A 17693-nucleotide genomic window follows, 5' to 3' on the forward strand; every position below is an offset into this window, starting at 1 on the left:
GCACCACCGGCAGCCGACCGCCCGGGCCGCCGCCGCTCACCCCGCCTCCCGGCGCGGGAGCGGCGGCGGCAGCCGCGTACGGGGCCGCGGGGGGCGTACGGGGTACGGGGTGCTACGCACCCTCCGTGCGGGACCGCAGCGAGGCCGACAGCGGTTCCTGTATCCGGGCGCGCAGTTCCGCGGCGACCCCCGCCACGTCCACCCGGCCGAGCTTGGCCGCCTCGACGAGATCGCCGAGGACCTCCGGGGAGGGCAGCTGCTCGGCTCCGGCCACGCGCAGGTACGAGCGGGTGGCCGCGGCCGCGTAGAACTCGTTCATCGGCGATTCCAGCGCCGGGCACACCGCGAGGGTGTGCAGAAACGCAGCGGCCCGCCACGCGGTGTCCGGGGCGGGCTGTTCGGGTACCAGGACGAGGTCGTTCTGGTGCCGGGCGACCGCGGCGGCCACCCCTGAGGGGTCCCACACCGCGGGATCGGACGGAAGATGGTGGGCCAGGGCCGTCCAGGCCCACTCCATGGTGATCTTCAATTGCCGAACCGCTCCTGGAAGTAGCCCCAGTGGTCGGCGAATTCCTCGATCCCGGAGAGGAAGTTCTTCCGGTCGTCGTCGAGTTCGCGCTCCGTGACCTCGGTGATCAGCGCGGTGACCGTCGTTCCCAGTGCCGCCGCGCGTGCCTTCAGGCGTTCGTGGAAGTCCTCGTCCAGGCGGATGGTGACGTGTCTCGACATCTCACCACCGTACAGCGGGGGCGGGCGTGCGCAGGAGGGCTACGGCAGAAGGGTGGCCCGGGACACAGGTCCCGGGCCACCCTCGGCGTGCGTGCGGCCGTGCGCCGGTCCTACTTGGCCGTGTCGGCCGTCTTGACCAGCTGGTCCTTGGTGACCGCGCCGACGTAGACCGTGCCGTCGTCCGTGATCAGGGCGTTGACCAGGCGGGTGGACAGGATCCGGCCCTCCCCGAACTTCCCGGTGACCTTCTCCCCGAGGGAGTTCAGGAACTGCTTGGCCTCCTTCGGGGTGTTCTTGTCGTTCTCCAGGTCCTTGAGGTTCGCGCCCGCGCCGGTGTCGATGCGCGCGACGGTCGCCCAGCCCTCGCCGAGGACCTTCACGTCGCCCTTGCCGTTCCCGCCGGCCAGCTGGCCGAGGCCCGGGAAGGACTCCAGGGCCTTGAGGCCCTTGTCGTGGGCGTCCTTGCCGGCCGCCGGCCCGTCCGTGCCCTCGGTCAGCTTGGCGCCCTTGGGCGGGGTGAAGGCGAAGGTGTCGGCCGCCGGCTTGGTGAAGGAGACCTGGGTGAAGCCCGCGTCGGCGATCGGCTTGCCGCCCTGGGCGGAGAGCAGCTGCACGCGCAGCGGCACGCCGTTCTTGGCGTCCACGGCGATCTTGATCGAGCCGACCGTGGAGCCGGTCTGCTTGGGCTTGAGCACCAGCTGGTAGGCGTCCCGCCCGGCCACCTGCGCGGTGTCGCCGACGCTCACGTCCGTGGTGGTGTCGGCGGCCTTCAGGACCTCCTGGGCCAGCTGCTGCGGCGAGGCGCCGCCGAGACGGTCGCCCGTCTTGTGCTCCCCGGCCCCGGCGTCGCCCGCGTTCTTCTCGTGGAAGACCTCGTTCGACTGGGAGTCGTAGCCCCACACGTCGTTGCCGTTGTGGATGAGGCTGTACTCGTCCTTGCCGTCCAGGAAGGTCAGCTTCTGGCGGTCCGGGCCGTCGGCGGCCACGCGGACGGTGTGCGTGCCGTTCGCCAGCTGCGCGACCTTGTCCTCCGGGTCGGCCGATCCGCCCGCGACGCCGCCGCCGCCGAGCAGGCCGGTCGCGAGCTTCGGCAGGCCCAGGTCGGTGCTGATCTTGGCCGTGCCGGACAGCTGCTGTACGTCCGACGCCGCGATCTTCTCGATGAGCTCCTGCGCCGTCACCTTGGGCAGGTCGGGTCCCGCGGCGTTGGCGAAGGCCGGGACCATCGCGATGGTCGCCGCGGCCATGCCCGCCACCGCTACCGGTACGCCGTACCGGGCGACCTTGCGAGAAGTCTTCGTGTTCGCTGCCATGTCAGTGCCCTGCCCTCTGTGTCGACGGCGGCGACCCCCGTGTCGCCGCGCTCACCCGATCTGGTGGGGTTGATGACTCCATCTGACCAAATCGACGGCTCCGGGGCGTCAGCCCCCGGACGCAACTGTGCGTACGACCGTGGGATGACACGGCGCGGGGCCCCCTGCTCCGACCCGTAGGGGTCGGCGGAGCGGAGGGGCCCGTTCCGCGGGCGGCGTCAGCCGGCGCGGTGCACCACGGCGTCGCACAGCTCTTCCAGGGCCGATTTGGCGAAGCACTCCGGCAGCGGCGCGAGCGTCGCGCGCGCGTCCTCCGCGTACCGGACGGTGTCGCGGCGGGCCTGCTCCAAGGCCGGGTGCGCCCGCAGCCGGGTCAGGACCTCGGCGTGCCGGGCGTCGTCCGTCAGATCGCCGTCCAGGAGCCGTACGAGCTCCAAGTCCTCGGCGCTCCCGTCGCGCGCCGCGATCTCGCGCAGCCGCAGCACGGGCAGGGTGGGGATGCCCTCGCGCAGGTCGGTGCCGGGCGTCTTGCCGGACTCGTGCGCGTCGGAGGCGATGTCGAGGACGTCGTCGGCGAGCTGGAAGGCGGTGCCGAGGCGCTCGCCGTACTGGGTGAGGATGTCGACGACCGACTCGTCGGCGCCGGACATCAGCGCGCCGAAGCGTCCGGAGACGGCGATCAGCGAGCCGGTCTTGCCCGCGATGACGTCGAGGTAGTGGGCGACGGGGTCGCGGCCGTCGCGCGGGCCGGCCGTCTCCAGGATCTGGCCCGTGACCAGCCGCTCGAAGGCCTCGGCCTGGATGCGGACGGCCTCGGGCCCGAGGTCGGCCAGGATGTGCGAGGCGCGGGCGAACAGGAAGTCACCCGTCAGGACGGCCACCGAGTTGCCCCAGCGGGCGTTCGCGCTGTCCACGCCGCGGCGCACGTCCGCCTCGTCCATGACGTCGTCGTGGTAGAGGGTCGCCAGGTGGGTGAGCTCGACCACCACGGCGGAGGGGACGATCCCGGGCGCGTACGGATCGCCGAAACGGGAGGCGAGCATCACCAGCAGCGGCCGGAACCGCTTGCCGCCGGCCCGCACGAGGTGCTGCGCGGCCTCGGTGATGAAGGGGACTTCGCTCTTGGTGGCCTCCAGCAGACCCGCCTCGACGGCGGCAAGTCCCGCCTGGACATCGGTCTCAAGAGCCTGGTCCCGCACGCTCAGTCCGAACGGCCCGACGACGGTCACGAGGGGTACTCCTGTCTGCTGACGATCACGCTGACGATCACATGGATTGTCGATGTGTCGCTGCCATCACTCAAGCCAGCGTATCCGGTCTGTTTTCGATCACGGAGAGCGCCTGTCCGGCCGCCACCCGCGCAGTGCCCGAAGAGCACCGGTATGTTCTCCAGGAGCCGATACAAGCGGAGAATCTCTTTTGTCCAGAACCACGCCCGACACAGACGAGTCCCCGGACCCGGAGGCCGAGCAGCCGCCGCCCGAGGACGCCCACGCCTTCCTCGGCCACCCCCGGGGTCTCGCCACCCTGTCCGGGCTGGAGGTCTGGGAGCGCTTCTCGTTCCTCGGCATGCAGGCCATCCTCGTCCTCTACTTCGCGGACGCCGTGTCCGACGGCGGCCTGGGGATGAACCCGGGCACCGCGGCCTCCGTGTCGGCGGCCTACGGGACCATGGTCTACCTCGTCTCCGTCGCGGGCGGCTGGCTCGCCGACCGCATCCTCGGTTCCTACCGGGCCGTGCTGTGGGGCGGGATCCTGATCGCCTGCGGCCACTACGCCATGGCGGTCCCCACGGCCGCCATGACCTGGGTGGGCCTCGGCCTGATCAGCGCGGGAACGGGCCTGCTCAAGCCCAACGTGGCCACCATGGTGGGCAAGCTGTACCGCACCGACGACGACCGGCGCGACGCCGGCTTCGCGCTCTACTACATGGCCATCAACATCGGCGCCTTCGCGGGCCCGCTGATCACCGGCTGGCTCGGCGAGCACCAGGGCTGGCACTGGGGCTTCTCCGCGGCCGCCATCGGCATGACCTTCGGCCTGATCCAGTACGTCCTGGGCCGCCGCCACCTGGCCGGGCGCAGGCACTCCGCCGAGTTCGCGCTCGCGCCGGCCGCGATGCGCCGCGCCGTGTGGCGGATCGTCGCCGGGTGCCTCGCGTTCGCCGCGGCCGCCACCCTTCTGGCCCTCGCCGGCTGGCTGACGATGGACCGCTTCGTCGACCTGCTCACCCTCGTCTCGGTGATCGCCCCGGTCGTCTACTTCGCCGTCATGTTCCGCAGCCCGCGGGTGACGGCGCAGGAGCGCGGCCGGCTGCGCCCGTACGTGGTCCTCTTCCTCGCCTCGGTCGCCTTCAACTTCATCCTCTTCCAGGCGTACTCCACGATGATGCTGCTGGCCTCCACGAACGCCCGCACCACCATCCTCGGCTTCGACTTCCCCGCGAGCTGGTACGCCTCCGCGCTCGGCGCCTTCGAGGTCGCGCTCGCCCCGGTCGTCGCCGCCCTCTGGGCCCGGATGGGCCACCGCCAGCCGCACGCCTCCAACAAGATCGCCATCGGCGTGATCCTCGGCGGCCTGTCGTTCCTCCTGATGGTCATCCCGACCTCGGGGCACGAGGGCGACGCCTACCGGATGGCCGCATGGTGGATCGTCGGCTCCTACCTGCTGCTCGGCCTCGGCGACGTCCTGCTGGAGACCTCCGGCATGTCGGCCACCACCAAGCTCGCCCCCAAGGCCTTCAGCAGCCAGACGATGGCCCTCTGGTTCCTCTCCCTGGCCCTGGCCAACGGCATCCAGGCCCAGGTCGTGAAGCTCTACGACCAGGTCTCCCACCCCGTGTACTTCGGCGTCAACGGCGCCGTCGCCGTGGCCGTCGGCCTGGCCGTCCTCGCGCTCGCACCCTGGCTGCGGCGCACGATGCACCCCGTCCACTGAGGCGATTGGCGACCCCATCCGATGATCATCCGCACCGACCTCCCGTACGAGACCACCCGCGAGGATGTCCGGATCCCGCTGTCCGACGGCGTCGAGCTCTACGCCCGGATCTGGCGACCGGTGACGGACGCGCCCGTCCCCGCCCTCCTGGAGTACCTCCCCTACCGGCTCACCGACTGGACCGCGCCCCGCGACTGGCAGCGCCACCCCTGGTACGCGGGCCACGGCTACGCGTCGGTCCGGGTGGACGTGCGCGGCCACGGGTGCAGCGGGGGCCGCCCCGGCGACGAGTACGACGCCCGCGAGCTGGCCGACGGGGTCGCCGTGGTCGAGTGGCTGGCGGCGCAGCCGTGGTGCTCGGGCTCGGTGGGCATGTTCGGGATCTCCTGGGGCGGCTTCAACAGCCTCCAGATCGCCGCGCTCGGCCCCGAGGCGCTGAAGGCCGTCGTGACCGTGTGCTCGACCGACGACCGCTACGACAACGACGTGCACTACATGGGCGGCTCGGTGCTGGCCGTGGACATGCACGCCTGGGCGGCGACGATGCTGGCCTTCGCCGCGCGCCCGCCGGACCCGCTGTACGCGGGCGACGGCTGGCGGGAGCAGTGGCTGGACCGCCTGGAAGGCGTGGAACCGCTCGTCCACACCTGGCTCTCGCATCAGACCCGGGACGACTACTGGCGCCACGGCAGCGTCTGCGAGGACTACGCGGCCGTCGGCGCGGCCGTCCTCGCGGTGGGCGGCTGGCACGACCCGTACCGCGACACCGTGCTGCGGCTGGTCGAGCACCTGCCGGCGGACCGGGTCCGGGGGCTGATCGGCCCGTGGTCGCACCAGTACCCCGACCGCGGGCTGCCGCCGGGACCGGCGATCGGCTTCCTCCAGGAGACCCTGCGCTGGTGGGACCACTGGCTCAAGGGCGAGGACAACGGCGTCATGGACGAGCCGCTGCTCCGCTCCTGGATCAGCGACTCGCACCCGCCGGCCACCGTGTACGAGGAGCTGCCGGGCCGCTGGGTCGGCGAGAAGGCCTGGCCGTCCGCGTCGGTGATCCCGGTGCCGTACGGGCTCCAGGGCGCGCCCGTCGAGGTCGCCTCCCCGCAGCACACCGGGCTGGACGCGGGCCGGTTCTTCCCCTTCGGCAACGAGGCCGACCTGCCGCCCGACCAGCGCGAGGAGGACGCGAAGTCGGCCTGCTTCGAGTTCCCGGTGGGCGAGGGCGAGCCGGTGGAGATCCTGGGCCGCCCCGCGGTGACGCTGCGGCTGCGGATGGACGTCCCGTACGGGCAGGTCGTGGCCCGGCTGTGCGACGTAGCTCCGGACGGCTCCTCGACGCTCGTCACGCGGGGCGCGCTGAACCTGTCCGCGCGCCACGGCCGGGACCGGGCCGTCCCCTGGCCGACGGGCGCGTACGAGGACGTCACCTTCGAGCTGAACGGCATCGGGCACGCCTTCGCGCCGGGCCACCGGATCCGCCTGTCGCTGTCCTCCGCGTACTGGCCGTGGATCTGGCCGCGGGCCGGCTCCGAGGCGGGCTGGACCCTGGACCCGGCGGGCAGCGAGGTGACCCTCCCGGTGCGGGCGCGGTCCGCCGGGGACGACGGGATCGCCTTCGGCGAGCCGGAGCAGTCGCAGCCGCTGGGCGTGGTGTACCCGGACACGCTGGACGGGCCGCGACCCGAGCGGCTGGTCGTGCGGGACGTCGCGCGCGGGACGTGGCGGCTGGAGGTGGACCCGCGGTACGGGGGCACGCGGGTCTACCCGGACGGGCTGGAGTTCGGCGAGGACGCGGTGGAGGTGTACGAGATCCAGGAGGCGGACGCGCTGTCGGCGACCACCCGGTCGGAGTGGAAGGTGCGGCTGCGCCGGCCCGACCTGGGCTGGGACGCACGGGTCGAGACCCGGTCGGAGATCCGCTGCGACGAGGGCGGCTTCCTGACGTCGAACGAGGTGGTGTGCCGGGAGGGCGACGAGGTCGTCTTCCACCGCACGTGGGAGCGCCGCCTCCCCCGCACGGCGGGCTGACGGACCGCCCGGCCGCATGCAGCCCCGCCGGCGTGTGAGGCGCGGGGGTCCGGGGGCGGCGCCGCGGGGCGGCGCCGCGGAGAGGCCGCCGGGCCCCGCCCGTCAGGGGAAGAGGCGTTCCAGGACCACCGCGATGCCGTCGTCCTCGTTGGACAGCGTCAGCTCGTCGGCCACCGCGACCAGCTCGCGGTGCGCGTTCGCCATCGCCACCCCCCGGGCGGCCCAGGCGAACATCGGGATGTCGTTCGGCATGTCCCCGAAGGCGATCGTCCCCGCGGCCGACGCCCCCAGGAACTCCGCCGCCCGGGCCAGCCCGCTGGCCTTGTCGATGCCGGGCGGCTGGAGTTCCACCGTGTGCTCGCCGGCCATGGTGACGTTCACCAGGTCGCCGACCACCGCCCGCGCGAGCCGCGTCAGCTCGTCGTCGTCCAGCTCGGGATGCTGGAGCAGCACCTTGTTGATCGGGGCCGACCACAGGTCCGTCCTGCGCGGGACCCGGACCGTCGGCAGGTGGGGGTGCCACATCCGGTAGCCGGGCCCTATCAGCATCTCGGCGTCCACCCCCTCCTGGTTGACCGCCGCGTAGACCTCGCCGATCTCCGCCTCGATCTTGCCGAGGGCCACCTCGGCCAGCCCGCGGTCCATGGAGACGGAGTGCAGCAGGACCCCGCGCGCCGCGTCGTACACCTGGGCGCCCTGCCCGCACACCGCGAGCCCCGCATAGCCGAGGCCGTCCAGGACGTGCCGGACCTGTGGGACGGGGCGTCCCGTGACGACGATGTGGCGGGCTCCGGCGGCGCGGGCCGTGGCGAGTGCCTGGTGGGAGCGGGCGGAGACGGTGTCACCGGCGCACAGCAGAGTCCCGTCCAGGTCGGTGGCGATCAGGTCAAAGGGGAGGGCGGAAGTCACGGCGCCAAGGATACGGACCCCGTTGGACAAGTCCTACAAATATCGCCCGAATCCGGCCTCCCGCAGGCACCATCAGCCACGTAACGTGTCAACCAGCCCCCGGGACACCCCCGGACCGCGTCGAAAGCGAGGCAGCACCCCATGCCCCAGCAGAGCCCCCTCGATGTCCCCGAGGGCGACCCGTTCGGGCCGCACAACCTCCCCTACGGCGTCTTCTCGACCGCCGGGGAGAGCCGCCGCCGGATCGGCGTGCGCATCGGCGGGCACGTGCTCGACGCGGGGGCGGCCGCCGCCGCGCTCGGCTCCCCGTACGCCGGGCTGCTCGGGCAGCCCTCCCTCAACCCGCTGCTGGCCGCCGGGCGCACCGCCTGGCGCGACGTGCGCCGCGCGCTGACCGCGTGGGTCACCGACCCCGGCCACCGCCCGGCCGTGGAGCCGCACCTGCTGTCCCTGGACGCGGTCGAGCTGCACCTGCCGTACGAGGTCGCCGACTACGTCGACTTCTACGCCAGCGAGCACCACGCGACCAACGTCGGGAAGATCTTCCGCCCGGACGGGGACGCGCTGACCCCCAACTGGAAGCACCTGCCGATCGGTTACCACGGCCGCTCCGGCACGATCGTCGTCTCGGGCACGGACGTCGTACGGCCCTCCGGGCAGCGCAAGGCCCCGGCCGACCCGGCGCCCGTCTTCGGCCCGTCCGTCAAGCTCGACATCGAGGCCGAGGTCGGCTTCGTCGTCGGCACCCCCTCCGAGCTGGGCCGCCCGGTGGCGCTGGGCGAGTTCGAGGACCACGTCTTCGGCCTCTTCCTCCTCAACGACTGGTCCGCGCGCGACGTGCAGGCCTGGGAGTACGTGCCGCTCGGCCCGTTCCTCGGCAAGTCCTTCGCCACCTCCGTCTCCGCCTGGGTCACCCCGCTGGAGGCCCTCGACGCCGCCCGCGTCGCCCCTCCCGCCCGGGACTTCCCGCTCCTGCCCTACCTCGACGACGCGGCCGGCGACCGGCCCGGCGGCTTCGACCTGCACATCGCGGTCTCCATCAACGGGCAGGAGGTCTCGCGGCCGCCGTTCGCCTCGATGTACTGGACCGCCGCCCAGCAGCTCGCCCACATGACCGTCAACGGCGCCTCCCTGCGCACCGGCGACGTCTACGGCTCCGGCACCGTCAGCGGCCCGGACGCGGACCAGCGGGGCTCCCTGCTGGAGCTCACCTGGAACGGCCGCGACGCGATCGAACTCGCCGACGGCAAGCGGACGTTCCTGGAGGACGGCGACACCGTCACCCTCACCGCCTGGGCCCCGGGCCCCGACGGCACCCGCGTGGGCCTCGGCGAGGTCACCGGCCGCATCACCGGCTCCCGCTAGCGGGAGCGGGCGGCGCGGGGCTCCCCGCCGTCCGACGCCCCCTCACACGACGCCCCGTCACGCGGGCCGCACCCCTTTGGGCGCGGCCCGCGTGCGGCGCGCGCGGGGGGCCGGGATGGTGGACGGACGGTTCGGGAACCCGTACCCCGTACCCCCACCCGGAGGAGCCGCCATGCCCGTACGCAGCCTGAGGGCCGTTCTCGCCTGCGCCGCCACCGTGTCCCTCGGCCTGGTCGCCGTGGCCCCGGCCCACGGCGTCGAGGGGCCCGCGCCCGACCCGCGCAACCCCAGGGCGATGAAGGACATGGCGACGGCGATCCGGGCGACGGCCAGGTACGTGGACGAGCGGGAGGCGCTCAGGGACGGGTACGTCCCGAAGGGCGAGACCTGCATGACCAACCCGTTCGGCGTCGGCGCCATGGGCTACCACTACGTCAAGCAGGCCAACTGGGGCTCCAAGGACCCCGCGAAGCCCACCGCGCTCCTCTACAGCACCGAGAAGGACCGCCACGGCCGCCGCACGCTCCAGACCGTGGAGTGGATGGCGACCGACGGGGACCAGGACCTGAAGACCTCCGGCGACCGGCCGAGCATGTTCGGGCTGCCGTTCGACGGGCCCATGCCGGGCCACTGGGCGGGCATGCCCAAGCACTACGACCTGCACATGTGGGCGTACAAGGAGAACCCGGCCGGCCGCTTCCACAACTGGAACCCCGCGCTGACCTGCCCGAAGAAGACCCCGGCGGCAGGCGGCTCGAGCCACGCCCACGGCCACTAGCCTGGGCCGACCGATGCGGTCAAGTGCTCCCCGCATATGACTCACCCGAAGGGGCGGTATTTCGCGGATCCCCGGCGATACGCTGGCGCCACTCGCGAGACTTCGGCTCATGGGAGCACTGATGAACCCGGAACACAGCTGGCCGATCCCCCCGCCGGGCGGCTGGACTGCCGACGACCTGGACACGCTTCCGAATCTGCCTCCGCACACGGAGCTGATCGACGGGAGCCTGATCTTCGTGAGTCCGCAGACTCGATTCCACATGCGTGCGGTCAACTTTTTCACGTGGCAGCTCATGGATCAGCAGCCGCCGGACTCGGAGGTCTTCCGCGAGTTCACGATCGACATCGATCGCCATAATCGCCCCGAACCCGATGTCATCGTCGTGGACGAGAGTGCCACGGGCGATCTGGACCAGACCCGGCTCCCTGCGGGGTCCGTCCGCCTGGCCATCGAAGTGGTCTCGCCCGAGTCCGTCGGTCGTGATCGTGGCGTCAAACCGGTCAAGTATGCACAAGCGGGCATTCTTCACTTCTGGCGCGTCGAGAACAAGGATGGTCGCGCCGTGGTTTACGTCTACGAACTGGACCCGTCGACCGGGAGCTACGGGACCGCGGGCATCTTCCACGACCGCCTGAAAGTCTCGGCTCCCTTCCCCATCGACCTCGACCTGACCGCCATCACTGCGAAGCGGCGCACCGCCGAGTAACACCGCACACGCGCAGGGCCCGGCCCCCCGAAGGGGACCGGGCCCTGCGCCGTACCGGGACGGGTCAGCGGACGAACGTGCTCGCCTGCCCGGCCAGTTCCAGGAAGTACTGCGGGGCCACGCCCAGCACCAGCGTGACCGCGACGCCCACCGCGATGGTGGTCATCGTCAGCGGCGAGGGCACGGCCACCGTCGGGCCGTCGGCCTTCGGCTCGCTGAAGAACATCAGCACGATCACCCGGACGTAGAAGAACGCGGCGATCGCGGACGAGATGACGCCCACCACGACCAGCGCCCCCGCGCCGCTCTCCGCGGCCGCCTTGAACACGGCGAACTTGCCGGAGAAGCCGGACGTCAGCGGGATGCCCGCGAAGGCCAGCAGGAACACGGCGAAGACCGCCGCGGTCAGCGGCGAACGGCGGCCCAGACCGGCCCACTTGGACAGGTGCGTGGCCTCGCCACCCGCGTCGCGCACCAGCGTGACCACCGCGAAGGCGCCGATCGTCACGAAGGAGTACGCGCCCAGGTAGAACAGGACGGACTTGACGCCCTCCGCCGAGGTCGCGATGACACCGGCCAGGATGAAGCCCGCGTGCGCGATCGAGGAGTACGCCAGCAGCCGCTTGACGTCCGTCTGGGTCACGGCGATCACCGCGCCCGCCAGCATCGTCACGATCGCGACGCCCCACATCACCGGCCGCCAGTCCCAGCGCAGGCCCGGCAGGACCACGTAGAGGAGGCGCAGCAGGGCGCCGAAGGCGGCCACCTTCGTCGCGGCGGCCATGAAGCCGGTGATCGGCGTCGGGGCGCCCTGGTAGACGTCCGGGGTCCACATGTGGAAGGGGACCGCGCCGACCTTGAAGAGCAGGCCCGTCAGGATCAGCGCGCCGCCGATCAGCAGCAGCGCGTCGTTGCCCATGGTCCCGGCGAGCGCCGGGTCGACCTTGGTGACCGTGCCGTCGACCACGTCGGCGATCACGGCGTACGAGACCGAGCCCGCGTACCCGTAGAGCAGCGCGATGCCGAAGAGGAGGAAGGCGGAGGAGAAGGCGCCCAGCAGGAAGTACTTCACCGCGGCCTCCTGCGACATCAGCCGCTGGCGGCGGGCGACGGCGCAGAGCAGGTAGAGCGGGAGGGAGAAGACCTCCAGCGCGATGAACAGCGTCAGCAGGTCGTTGGCAGCCGGGAAGACCAGCATGCCGGCGATCGCGAACAGCGCCAGCGGGTACACCTCGGTGGTGGTGAAGCCCGCCTTCACGGCGGCCTTCTCGCTCTCGCTGCCCGGTACGGACGCCGCCTGGGCGGCGAAGGAGTCCACCCGGTTGCCGTGCGCCTCCGGGTCCAGGCGCCGCTCGGCGAACGTGAACACGGCCACGATCGAGGCCAGCAGGATGGTGCCCTGCAGGAACAGCGCCGGGCCGTCGACGGCGATGGCGCCCATGGCGGCGACCTGCGCCTTGGTGCTCCCGTACCCGCCGGCGGCGAGGCCGACGACCGCCGCGAAGGCCGAGGCCAGCGCGGCGACGGCGAGGAACACCTGGACGTAGTAGCGGGACCTGCGGGGGACGAAGGCCTCGACGAGGACTCCGACGATCGCCGCGCCCACCACGATCAGCGTGGGCGCGAGCTGCGCGTACTCGATGACCGGCGCCGGGATCCGGTCGACCGGTCCGTCGGCCGCCAGAGTCCACAGGCCCTGGGCAGCAGTCACGGTGCTCACTTGGCCGCCTCCCCATTCTTCGCAGGCACGGCCTCGACGGCCACTTCGGGCGCCGGGTCGGTCTGCTTCACGTCGGACATGGTGTGCTGCACCGCCGGGTTGACGATGTCGGTCAGCGGCTTCGGGTAGACGCCCAGTCCGATCAGCAGCACGATCAGCGGCGCGACCACCAGTACCTCCCGCAGGTGCAGGTCCGGCATGGTGCGGACCTCCTCCTTCACGGGGCCGGTCATCGTCCGCTGGTAGAGCACCAGCGTGTAGAGCGCGGCCAGCACGATGCCGGTGGTGGCGATGATGCCGACGACCGGGTACCGGGCGAACGTGCCGACCAGGACCAGGAACTCGCTGACGAAGGGCGCGAGGCCCGGCAGCGAGAGGGTGGCGAGGCCGCCGATCAGGAAGGTGCCCGCGAGGACCGGGGCCACCTTCTGGACGCCGCCGTAGTCGGCGATGAGCCGCGAACCGCGGCGCGAGATCAGGAACCCGGCCACCAGCATCAGCGCGGCCGTCGAGATCCCGTGGTTGACCATGTACAGCGTCGCCCCGGACTGGCCCTGGGAGGTCATCGCGAAGATGCCCAGGATGATGAAGCCGAAGTGCGAGATCGAGGCGTACGCGACCAGCCGCTTGATGTCCCGCTGGCCGACCGCGACCAGCGCGCCGTAGACGATGCTGATCAGGGCCAGGACCAGGATCACCGGCGTGGCCCACTTGCTGGCCTCCGGGAACAGCCCGAGGCAGAAGCGGAGCATCGCGAACGTGCCGACCTTGTCGACGACCGCGGTGATCAGGACGGCGACCGGCGCCGTGGCCTCGCCCATCGCGTTCGGCAGCCAGGTGTGCAGCGGCCACAGCGGGGCCTTCACCGCGAAGGCGAAGAAGAAGCCGAGGAACAGCCACCGTTCGGTGTTGGTCGCCATGTCGAGCGTGCCCGCGGCGCGGGCGGCGGTGATCTCCTGGAGCGAGAAGTTCCCGGCGACCACGTAGAGCCCGATGACGGCGGCCAGCATGATCAGGCCGCCGGCCAGGTTGTAGAGGAGGAACTTGACCGCCGCGTACGAGCGCTGCGCGGCCGCGTTCTCGTCGGACCCGGAGTGGGCCCGGTCGCCGAAGCCGCCGATGAGGAAGTACATCGGGATGAGCATGGCTTCGAAGAAGATGTAGAAGAGGAAGACGTCGGTGGCCTCGAAGGAGATGATCACCATCGCCTCGACCAGCAGGATCAGGGCGAAGAAGCCCTGCGTCGGCCGCCAGCGGGACGAGGAGGTCTCCAGGGGGTCGGCGTCGTTCCAGCCGGCCGCGATCACGAAGGGGATCAGCAGCGCGGTGAGTGCGATGAGCACCACGCCGATGCCGTCGACCCCGAGCTCGTAGCGGACGCCGAAGTCGGCGATCCAGGCACGGGACTCGGTCAGCTGGTAGCGGTCTCCGCCGGGCTCGAAGCGGATCGCGACGAGCACGGCCAGGGCCAGGGTCGCCAGCGAGAACAGCAGCGCGAGCCACTTGGCGAGCGTCCGGCGGGCGGCCGGGACGGCCGCCGTCAGGATCGCGCCGACCGCGGGTACCGCGGCCGTCACCGTCAGAAGCGGGAAATTCATCTCACACCGCCCTCATCAGCAGGGTCGCGGCGATCAGGATCGCCGTGCCCCCGAACATCGAGACCGCGTAGCTGCGGGCGTAGCCGTTCTGGAGCTTGCGCAGCCGGCCCGACAGCCCGCCGACGCCGGCGGCCGTCCCGTTGACCACTCCGTCGACCAGGCTGTGGTCGACGTACACGAGGGAACGGGTCAGGTGCTCCCCGCCGCGCACCAGCACAGCGTGGTTGAAGTCGTCCTGGTAGAGGTCCCGGCGGGCGGCCCGGGTGAGGACCGAACCGCGCGGGGCGACCACCGGGACGGGCCGCCGGCCGTACATCGACCAGGCGATGTCGACGCCGGCGGCCAGGACCACCATGGTGGCCGCGGTCACCGTCATGGCGCTGACCGGCGGGTGGCCGTGCTCGTAACCGGTGACGGGCTCCAGCCAGTTGAGGAACCGGTCGCCGATCTCGAAGAACCCGCCGGCGAAGACCGACCCGAACGCGAGGACGATCATCGGGATGGTCATGGACTTCGGGGACTCGTGCGGGTGCGGCGCGTTCCCCTCCGCGTCGGGTTGCCAGCGCTTCTCGCCGAAGAAGGTGAGGAGCATGACGCGGGTCATGTAGAAGGCGGTGATGCCGGCGCCCAGCAGGGTGACCCCGCCGAGGATCCAGCCCTGGGTGCCCCCCTTGGCGAAGGCCGCCTCGATGATCATGTCCTTGGAGAAGAAGCCGGACAGGCCGGGGAAGCCGATGATCGCCAGGTAGCCGAGGCCGAAGGTCACGAAGGTGACCGGCATGTACTTCCGCAGGCCGCCGTACTTGCGCATGTCGACCTCGTCGTTCATCCCGTGCATCACGGAACCCGCGCCGAGGAACAGGCCGGCCTTGAAGAAGCCGTGCGTGACCAGGTGCATGATCGCGAAGACGTAGCCGATGGGGCCGAGGCCCGCGGCGAGGATCATGTAGCCGATCTGCGACATCGTCGAGCCCGCGAGGGCCTTCTTGATGTCGTCCTTCGCGCAACCGACGATCGCACCGAAGAGGAGCGTGACCGCGCCCACGACGGTGACCACCAGCTGGGCGTCGGGCGCCCCGTTGAAGATGGCTCCCGAGCGGACGATCAGGTAGACGCCCGCGGTGACCATCGTGGCGGCGTGGATCAGGGCCGAGACCGGGGTCGGGCCCTCCATCGCGTCACCGAGCCAGGACTGGAGCGGCACCTGCGCCGACTTGCCGCAGGCGGCCAGCAGCAGCATCAGGCCGATCGCCGTCAGCGTGCCCTCGGACGTCTCGCCGACCGCGCCGAACACCGGGCCGAAGGCGAAGGTGCCGAACGTGGTGAACATCAGCATGATCGCGATCGACAGGCCGATGTCGCCGACGCGGTTGACCAGGAAGGCCTTCTTCGCGGCGGTGGCCGCGCTGGGCTTGTGCTGCCAGAAGCCGATCAGGAGGTACGAGGCGAGGCCCACGCCCTCCCAGCCGAAGTACAGGAGCAGGTAGTTGTCGGCGATGACGAGCAGCAGCATCGCCGCGACGAACAGGTTCAGGTAGCCGAAGAAGCGGCGGCGCCGCTCGTCGTGCTCCATGTACCCGATCGAGTACACGTGGATGAGCGTGCCCACCCCCGAGATGAGCAGGACGAACGTCATCGACAGCTGGTCGAGCTGGAACGCGATGTCGGCCTGGAAGCCCTCCACCGGAATCCAGCTGAACAGGAACTGGTTCAGGGTACGGTCCTCGGCGCCGCGTCCCAGCATGTCGGCGAACAGCGCGACCCCGATGCCGAAGGACACGGCCGCCAGCAGCGTGCCGATCCAGTGGCCGGTCTTGTCGAGGCGCCGGCCGCCGCACAGCAGCACCACCGCTCCGAGCAGGGGCGCCGCCACCAGCAGCGCAATCAGATTCTCCACGGTGAACGCCCCTTACAGCTTCATCAGGCTGGCGTCGTCGACCGAGGCCGAGTGGCGGGTACGGAACAGGGACACGATGATCGCGAGGCCCACCACGACCTCCGCGGCGGCGACGACCATCGTGAAGAAGGCGATGATCTGGCCGTCGAGGTTGCCGTGCATGCGGGAGAAGGTCACGAAGGCGAGGTTGCAGGCGTTGAGCATCAGCTCGACGCACATGAACAGCACGATCGCGTTCTTCCGGATCAGCACGCCGGCCGCGCCGATGGTGAACAGCAGCGCCGCCAGGTACAGGTAGTTGACGGGGTTCACTTCGAGGCCTCCTCACGGCCGAGGCGCTCCGCGGAGGCCTGCTCCAGTGCCTTGAGGTCGTCCAGGGCCTGGCCGGAGACGTCCCGGATCTGGCCGCGGGCCCGCAGGGTCTGGTTGACCGTCAGCTCGGACGGGGTGCCGTCCGGCAGCAGGCCCGGTACGTCCACCGCGTTGTGCCGGGCGTAGACGCCGGGGGCGGGCAGCGGCGGGAGCTGGACGCCGTCCCGCACGCGCCGGTCGGCGAGCTCGCGCTGGGTGGCGGCGCGCTCGGTGCGCTCGCGGTGGGTGAGCACCATCGCGCCGACGGCGGCGGTGATCAGCAGGGCGCCGGTGATCTCGAAGGCGAAGACGTACTTGGTGAAGATCAGCTGGGCCAGGCCCTCGACGTGGCCGCCGGAGTTGATCCGGCCGAGCCCGTTGAAGTGGGTGATCCCGGCGTTGCCGATGCCGGCGATCAGCAGGATCCCGAAGCCGAGTCCGCACAGGGCGGCCAGCCAGCGCTGCCCCTTGATCGTCTCCGTGAGGGAGTCGGCGGCGGTGACGCCGACGAGCATGACCACGAAGAGGAAGAGCATCATGATCGCGCCGGTGTAGACGACGACCTGGACGACGCCCAGGAAGTACGCCCCGTTCGCGAGGTAGAAGACCGCCAGGATGATCATCGTCCCGGCCAGGCTCAGTGCGCTGTGGACGGCCTTCTTCATCAGGATCGTGGCCAGCGCGCCGATGACGGCGACGGTGCCGAGGATCCAGAACTGCACGGCCTCACCGGTGGAGGTGAGCGAGGTGGCCGCAGCGGCGATCGTGCTCATGCCCCCACCTCCTCGGAATCGTCCGCCGTCGTCTCGCCCTTGGACACCGCGACCTGCCGGACCGTGCCCGGGGCGGCGCCCGTCACCAGTCCGCGGTAGTAGTCCGTGTCGTCCATGCCGGGGAAGACCGAGTGCGGCGCCTCGACCATGCCTTCGGTCAGGCCGGAGAGCAGCTGCTCCTTGGTGTAGATGAGCGCCTCGCGGCTGGAGTCGGCCAGTTCGAACTCGTTCGTCATGGTCAGCGCCCGCGTCGGGCACGCCTCGACGCACAGCCCGCACAGGATGCAGCGGGCGTAGTTGATCTGGTAGACGCGGCCGTAGCGCTCGCCCGGGGAGTAGCGCTCCTCCTCGGTGTTGTCCGCGCCCTCCACGTAGATCGCGTCGGCGGGACAGGCCCAGGCGCACAGTTCGCACCCGATGCACTTCTCCAGACCGTCCGGGTGCCGGTTGAGCTGATGCCGTCCGTGGAAGCGCGGGGCGGTGGTCTTCTCCTGCTCCGGGTACTGCTCGGTGAGGCGCTTCTTGAACATGGCCTTGAAGGTCACGCCGAAGCCGGCCACCGGGTTCTGCCACTTGTCGTCGGACATCT

The 17693-nt window shown here is 71.2% G+C and carries 16 protein-coding genes; 5 read left to right on the top strand and 11 right to left on the bottom strand.

Annotation, left to right across the window (positions count from 1 at the left end; all coding sequences use genetic code 11):
* Positions 1 to 112 precede the first annotated feature (112 nt).
* From ACZ6S8_RS11900 to ACZ6S8_RS11915, 4 genes are all read right to left on the bottom strand, one after another.
* Complete coding sequence (locus ACZ6S8_RS11900; protein ID WP_383925952.1) at positions 113 to 529, bottom strand: hypothetical protein; 417 nt, start codon at positions 527 to 529, stop codon at positions 113 to 115.
* The gene (locus ACZ6S8_RS11905; RefSeq protein ID WP_267724109.1) at positions 526 to 729 is read right to left on the bottom strand and encodes a hypothetical protein; all 204 of its coding nucleotides are present in this window, start codon (positions 727 to 729) and stop codon (positions 526 to 528) included. Before ACZ6S8_RS11905 ends, ACZ6S8_RS11900 begins: the two co-directional genes overlap by 4 nt.
* A 110-nt stretch (positions 730 to 839) precedes the next feature.
* Positions 840 to 2042 (bottom strand): LolA family protein, encoded by a 1203-nt coding sequence (locus ACZ6S8_RS11910; RefSeq protein WP_469454723.1) that lies wholly within the window; start codon positions 2040 to 2042, stop codon positions 840 to 842.
* A 218-nt stretch (positions 2043 to 2260) separates the two neighbouring features.
* Positions 2261 to 3271 carry a polyprenyl synthetase family protein gene (locus ACZ6S8_RS11915; RefSeq protein ID WP_469454724.1) on the bottom strand — a complete coding sequence of 337 codons (1011 nt, stop codon included), beginning with the start codon at positions 3269 to 3271 and terminating at the stop codon, positions 2261 to 2263.
* A 190-nt stretch (positions 3272 to 3461) separates the two neighbouring features.
* On the opposite strand from ACZ6S8_RS11915, the gene ACZ6S8_RS11920 reads away from it, so the two are divergent.
* Positions 3462 to 4979 (top strand): peptide MFS transporter, encoded by a 1518-nt coding sequence (locus ACZ6S8_RS11920; RefSeq protein ID WP_469454725.1) that lies wholly within the window; start codon positions 3462 to 3464, stop codon positions 4977 to 4979.
* A 21-nt stretch (positions 4980 to 5000) separates the two neighbouring features.
* Complete coding sequence (locus ACZ6S8_RS11925) at positions 5001 to 7004, top strand: CocE/NonD family hydrolase (RefSeq protein ID WP_469454727.1); 2004 nt, start codon at positions 5001 to 5003, stop codon at positions 7002 to 7004.
* Positions 7005 to 7106: 102 nt separating this feature from the next.
* Here ACZ6S8_RS11925 and ACZ6S8_RS11930 read toward each other — a convergent pair whose 3' ends face one another.
* Positions 7107 to 7913 (bottom strand): Cof-type HAD-IIB family hydrolase, encoded by an 807-nt coding sequence (locus tag ACZ6S8_RS11930; RefSeq protein WP_469454729.1) that lies wholly within the window; start codon positions 7911 to 7913, stop codon positions 7107 to 7109.
* A 141-nt stretch (positions 7914 to 8054) separates the two neighbouring features.
* Here ACZ6S8_RS11930 and fahA point away from each other — a divergent pair, with 141 nt between their 5' ends.
* The 3 genes from fahA (at position 8055) to ACZ6S8_RS11945 (ending at position 10765) form a co-directional block, all read left to right on the top strand.
* Positions 8055 to 9278 carry a fumarylacetoacetase gene (fahA, locus tag ACZ6S8_RS11935; protein ID WP_469454730.1) on the top strand — a complete coding sequence of 408 codons (1224 nt, stop codon included), beginning with the start codon at positions 8055 to 8057 and terminating at the stop codon, positions 9276 to 9278.
* 172 nt (positions 9279 to 9450) lie between these two features.
* Positions 9451 to 10056: a hypothetical protein gene (locus ACZ6S8_RS11940; RefSeq protein ID WP_469454731.1), complete on the top strand. Its 606-nt coding sequence runs from the start codon at positions 9451 to 9453 to the stop codon at positions 10054 to 10056.
* Between the two features lie 109 nt (positions 10057 to 10165).
* A complete protein-coding gene (locus ACZ6S8_RS11945; protein WP_469454733.1) occupies positions 10166 to 10765 on the top strand; it encodes a Uma2 family endonuclease in 600 nt (199 codons plus the stop codon).
* A gap of 64 nt (positions 10766 to 10829) precedes the next feature.
* Here ACZ6S8_RS11945 and nuoN read toward each other — a convergent pair whose 3' ends face one another.
* Genes nuoN through nuoI form a run of 6 tightly spaced genes read right to left on the bottom strand, consistent with a single transcriptional unit; the run spans position 10830 to position 17691 of the window.
* Positions 10830 to 12476 carry an NADH-quinone oxidoreductase subunit NuoN gene (nuoN, locus tag ACZ6S8_RS11950; RefSeq protein ID WP_469454921.1) on the bottom strand — a complete coding sequence of 549 codons (1647 nt, stop codon included), beginning with the start codon at positions 12474 to 12476 and terminating at the stop codon, positions 10830 to 10832.
* A gap of 5 nt (positions 12477 to 12481) precedes the next feature.
* Entirely contained in the window at positions 12482 to 14083 is a 1602-nt protein-coding gene (locus tag ACZ6S8_RS11955) for an NADH-quinone oxidoreductase subunit M (protein WP_386533553.1), read from the bottom strand.
* 1 nt (position 14084) lies between these two features.
* Complete coding sequence (gene nuoL / locus ACZ6S8_RS11960; RefSeq protein ID WP_469454735.1) at positions 14085 to 15980, bottom strand: NADH-quinone oxidoreductase subunit L; 1896 nt, start codon at positions 15978 to 15980, stop codon at positions 14085 to 14087.
* A gap of 12 nt (positions 15981 to 15992) precedes the next feature.
* On the bottom strand, positions 15993 to 16292 hold the full coding sequence (gene nuoK / locus ACZ6S8_RS11965) for an NADH-quinone oxidoreductase subunit NuoK (protein ID WP_007265827.1): 300 nt from the start codon (positions 16290 to 16292) through the stop codon (positions 15993 to 15995).
* Positions 16289 to 17104 carry an NADH-quinone oxidoreductase subunit J gene (locus ACZ6S8_RS11970; RefSeq protein WP_469454737.1) on the bottom strand — a complete coding sequence of 272 codons (816 nt, stop codon included), beginning with the start codon at positions 17102 to 17104 and terminating at the stop codon, positions 16289 to 16291. The genes nuoK and ACZ6S8_RS11970 overlap by 4 nt, the downstream gene beginning before the upstream one ends.
* Positions 17101 to 17691 carry an NADH-quinone oxidoreductase subunit NuoI gene (nuoI, locus tag ACZ6S8_RS11975; RefSeq protein WP_469454739.1) on the bottom strand — a complete coding sequence of 197 codons (591 nt, stop codon included), beginning with the start codon at positions 17689 to 17691 and terminating at the stop codon, positions 17101 to 17103. Before nuoI ends, ACZ6S8_RS11970 begins: the two co-directional genes overlap by 4 nt.
* Positions 17692 to 17693: the final 2 nt, after the last annotated feature.

Source organism: Streptomyces sp. NPDC048461 (genome assembly GCF_055587105.1).

Coding starts and splice junctions, on each gene's coding strand:
- ACZ6S8_RS11970 (WP_469454737.1), bottom strand. CDS start 17,104: ATGAGCACGATCGCCGCTGCGGCCACCTCGCTCACCTCCACCGGTGAG.
- fahA (WP_469454730.1), top strand. CDS start 8,055: ATGCCCCAGCAGAGCCCCCTCGATGTCCCCGAGGGCGACCCGTTCGGG.
- ACZ6S8_RS11955 (WP_386533553.1), bottom strand. CDS start 14,083: ATGAATTTCCCGCTTCTGACGGTGACGGCCGCGGTACCCGCGGTCGGC.
- ACZ6S8_RS11910 (WP_469454723.1), bottom strand. CDS start 2,042: ATGGCAGCGAACACGAAGACTTCTCGCAAGGTCGCCCGGTACGGCGTA.
- ACZ6S8_RS11945 (WP_469454733.1), top strand. CDS start 10,166: ATGGGAGCACTGATGAACCCGGAACACAGCTGGCCGATCCCCCCGCCG.
- ACZ6S8_RS11925 (WP_469454727.1), top strand. CDS start 5,001: ATGATCATCCGCACCGACCTCCCGTACGAGACCACCCGCGAGGATGTC.
- ACZ6S8_RS11905 (WP_267724109.1), bottom strand. CDS start 729: ATGTCGAGACACGTCACCATCCGCCTGGACGAGGACTTCCACGAACGC.
- ACZ6S8_RS11940 (WP_469454731.1), top strand. CDS start 9,451: ATGCCCGTACGCAGCCTGAGGGCCGTTCTCGCCTGCGCCGCCACCGTG.
- nuoI (WP_469454739.1), bottom strand. CDS start 17,691: ATGTCCGACGACAAGTGGCAGAACCCGGTGGCCGGCTTCGGCGTGACC.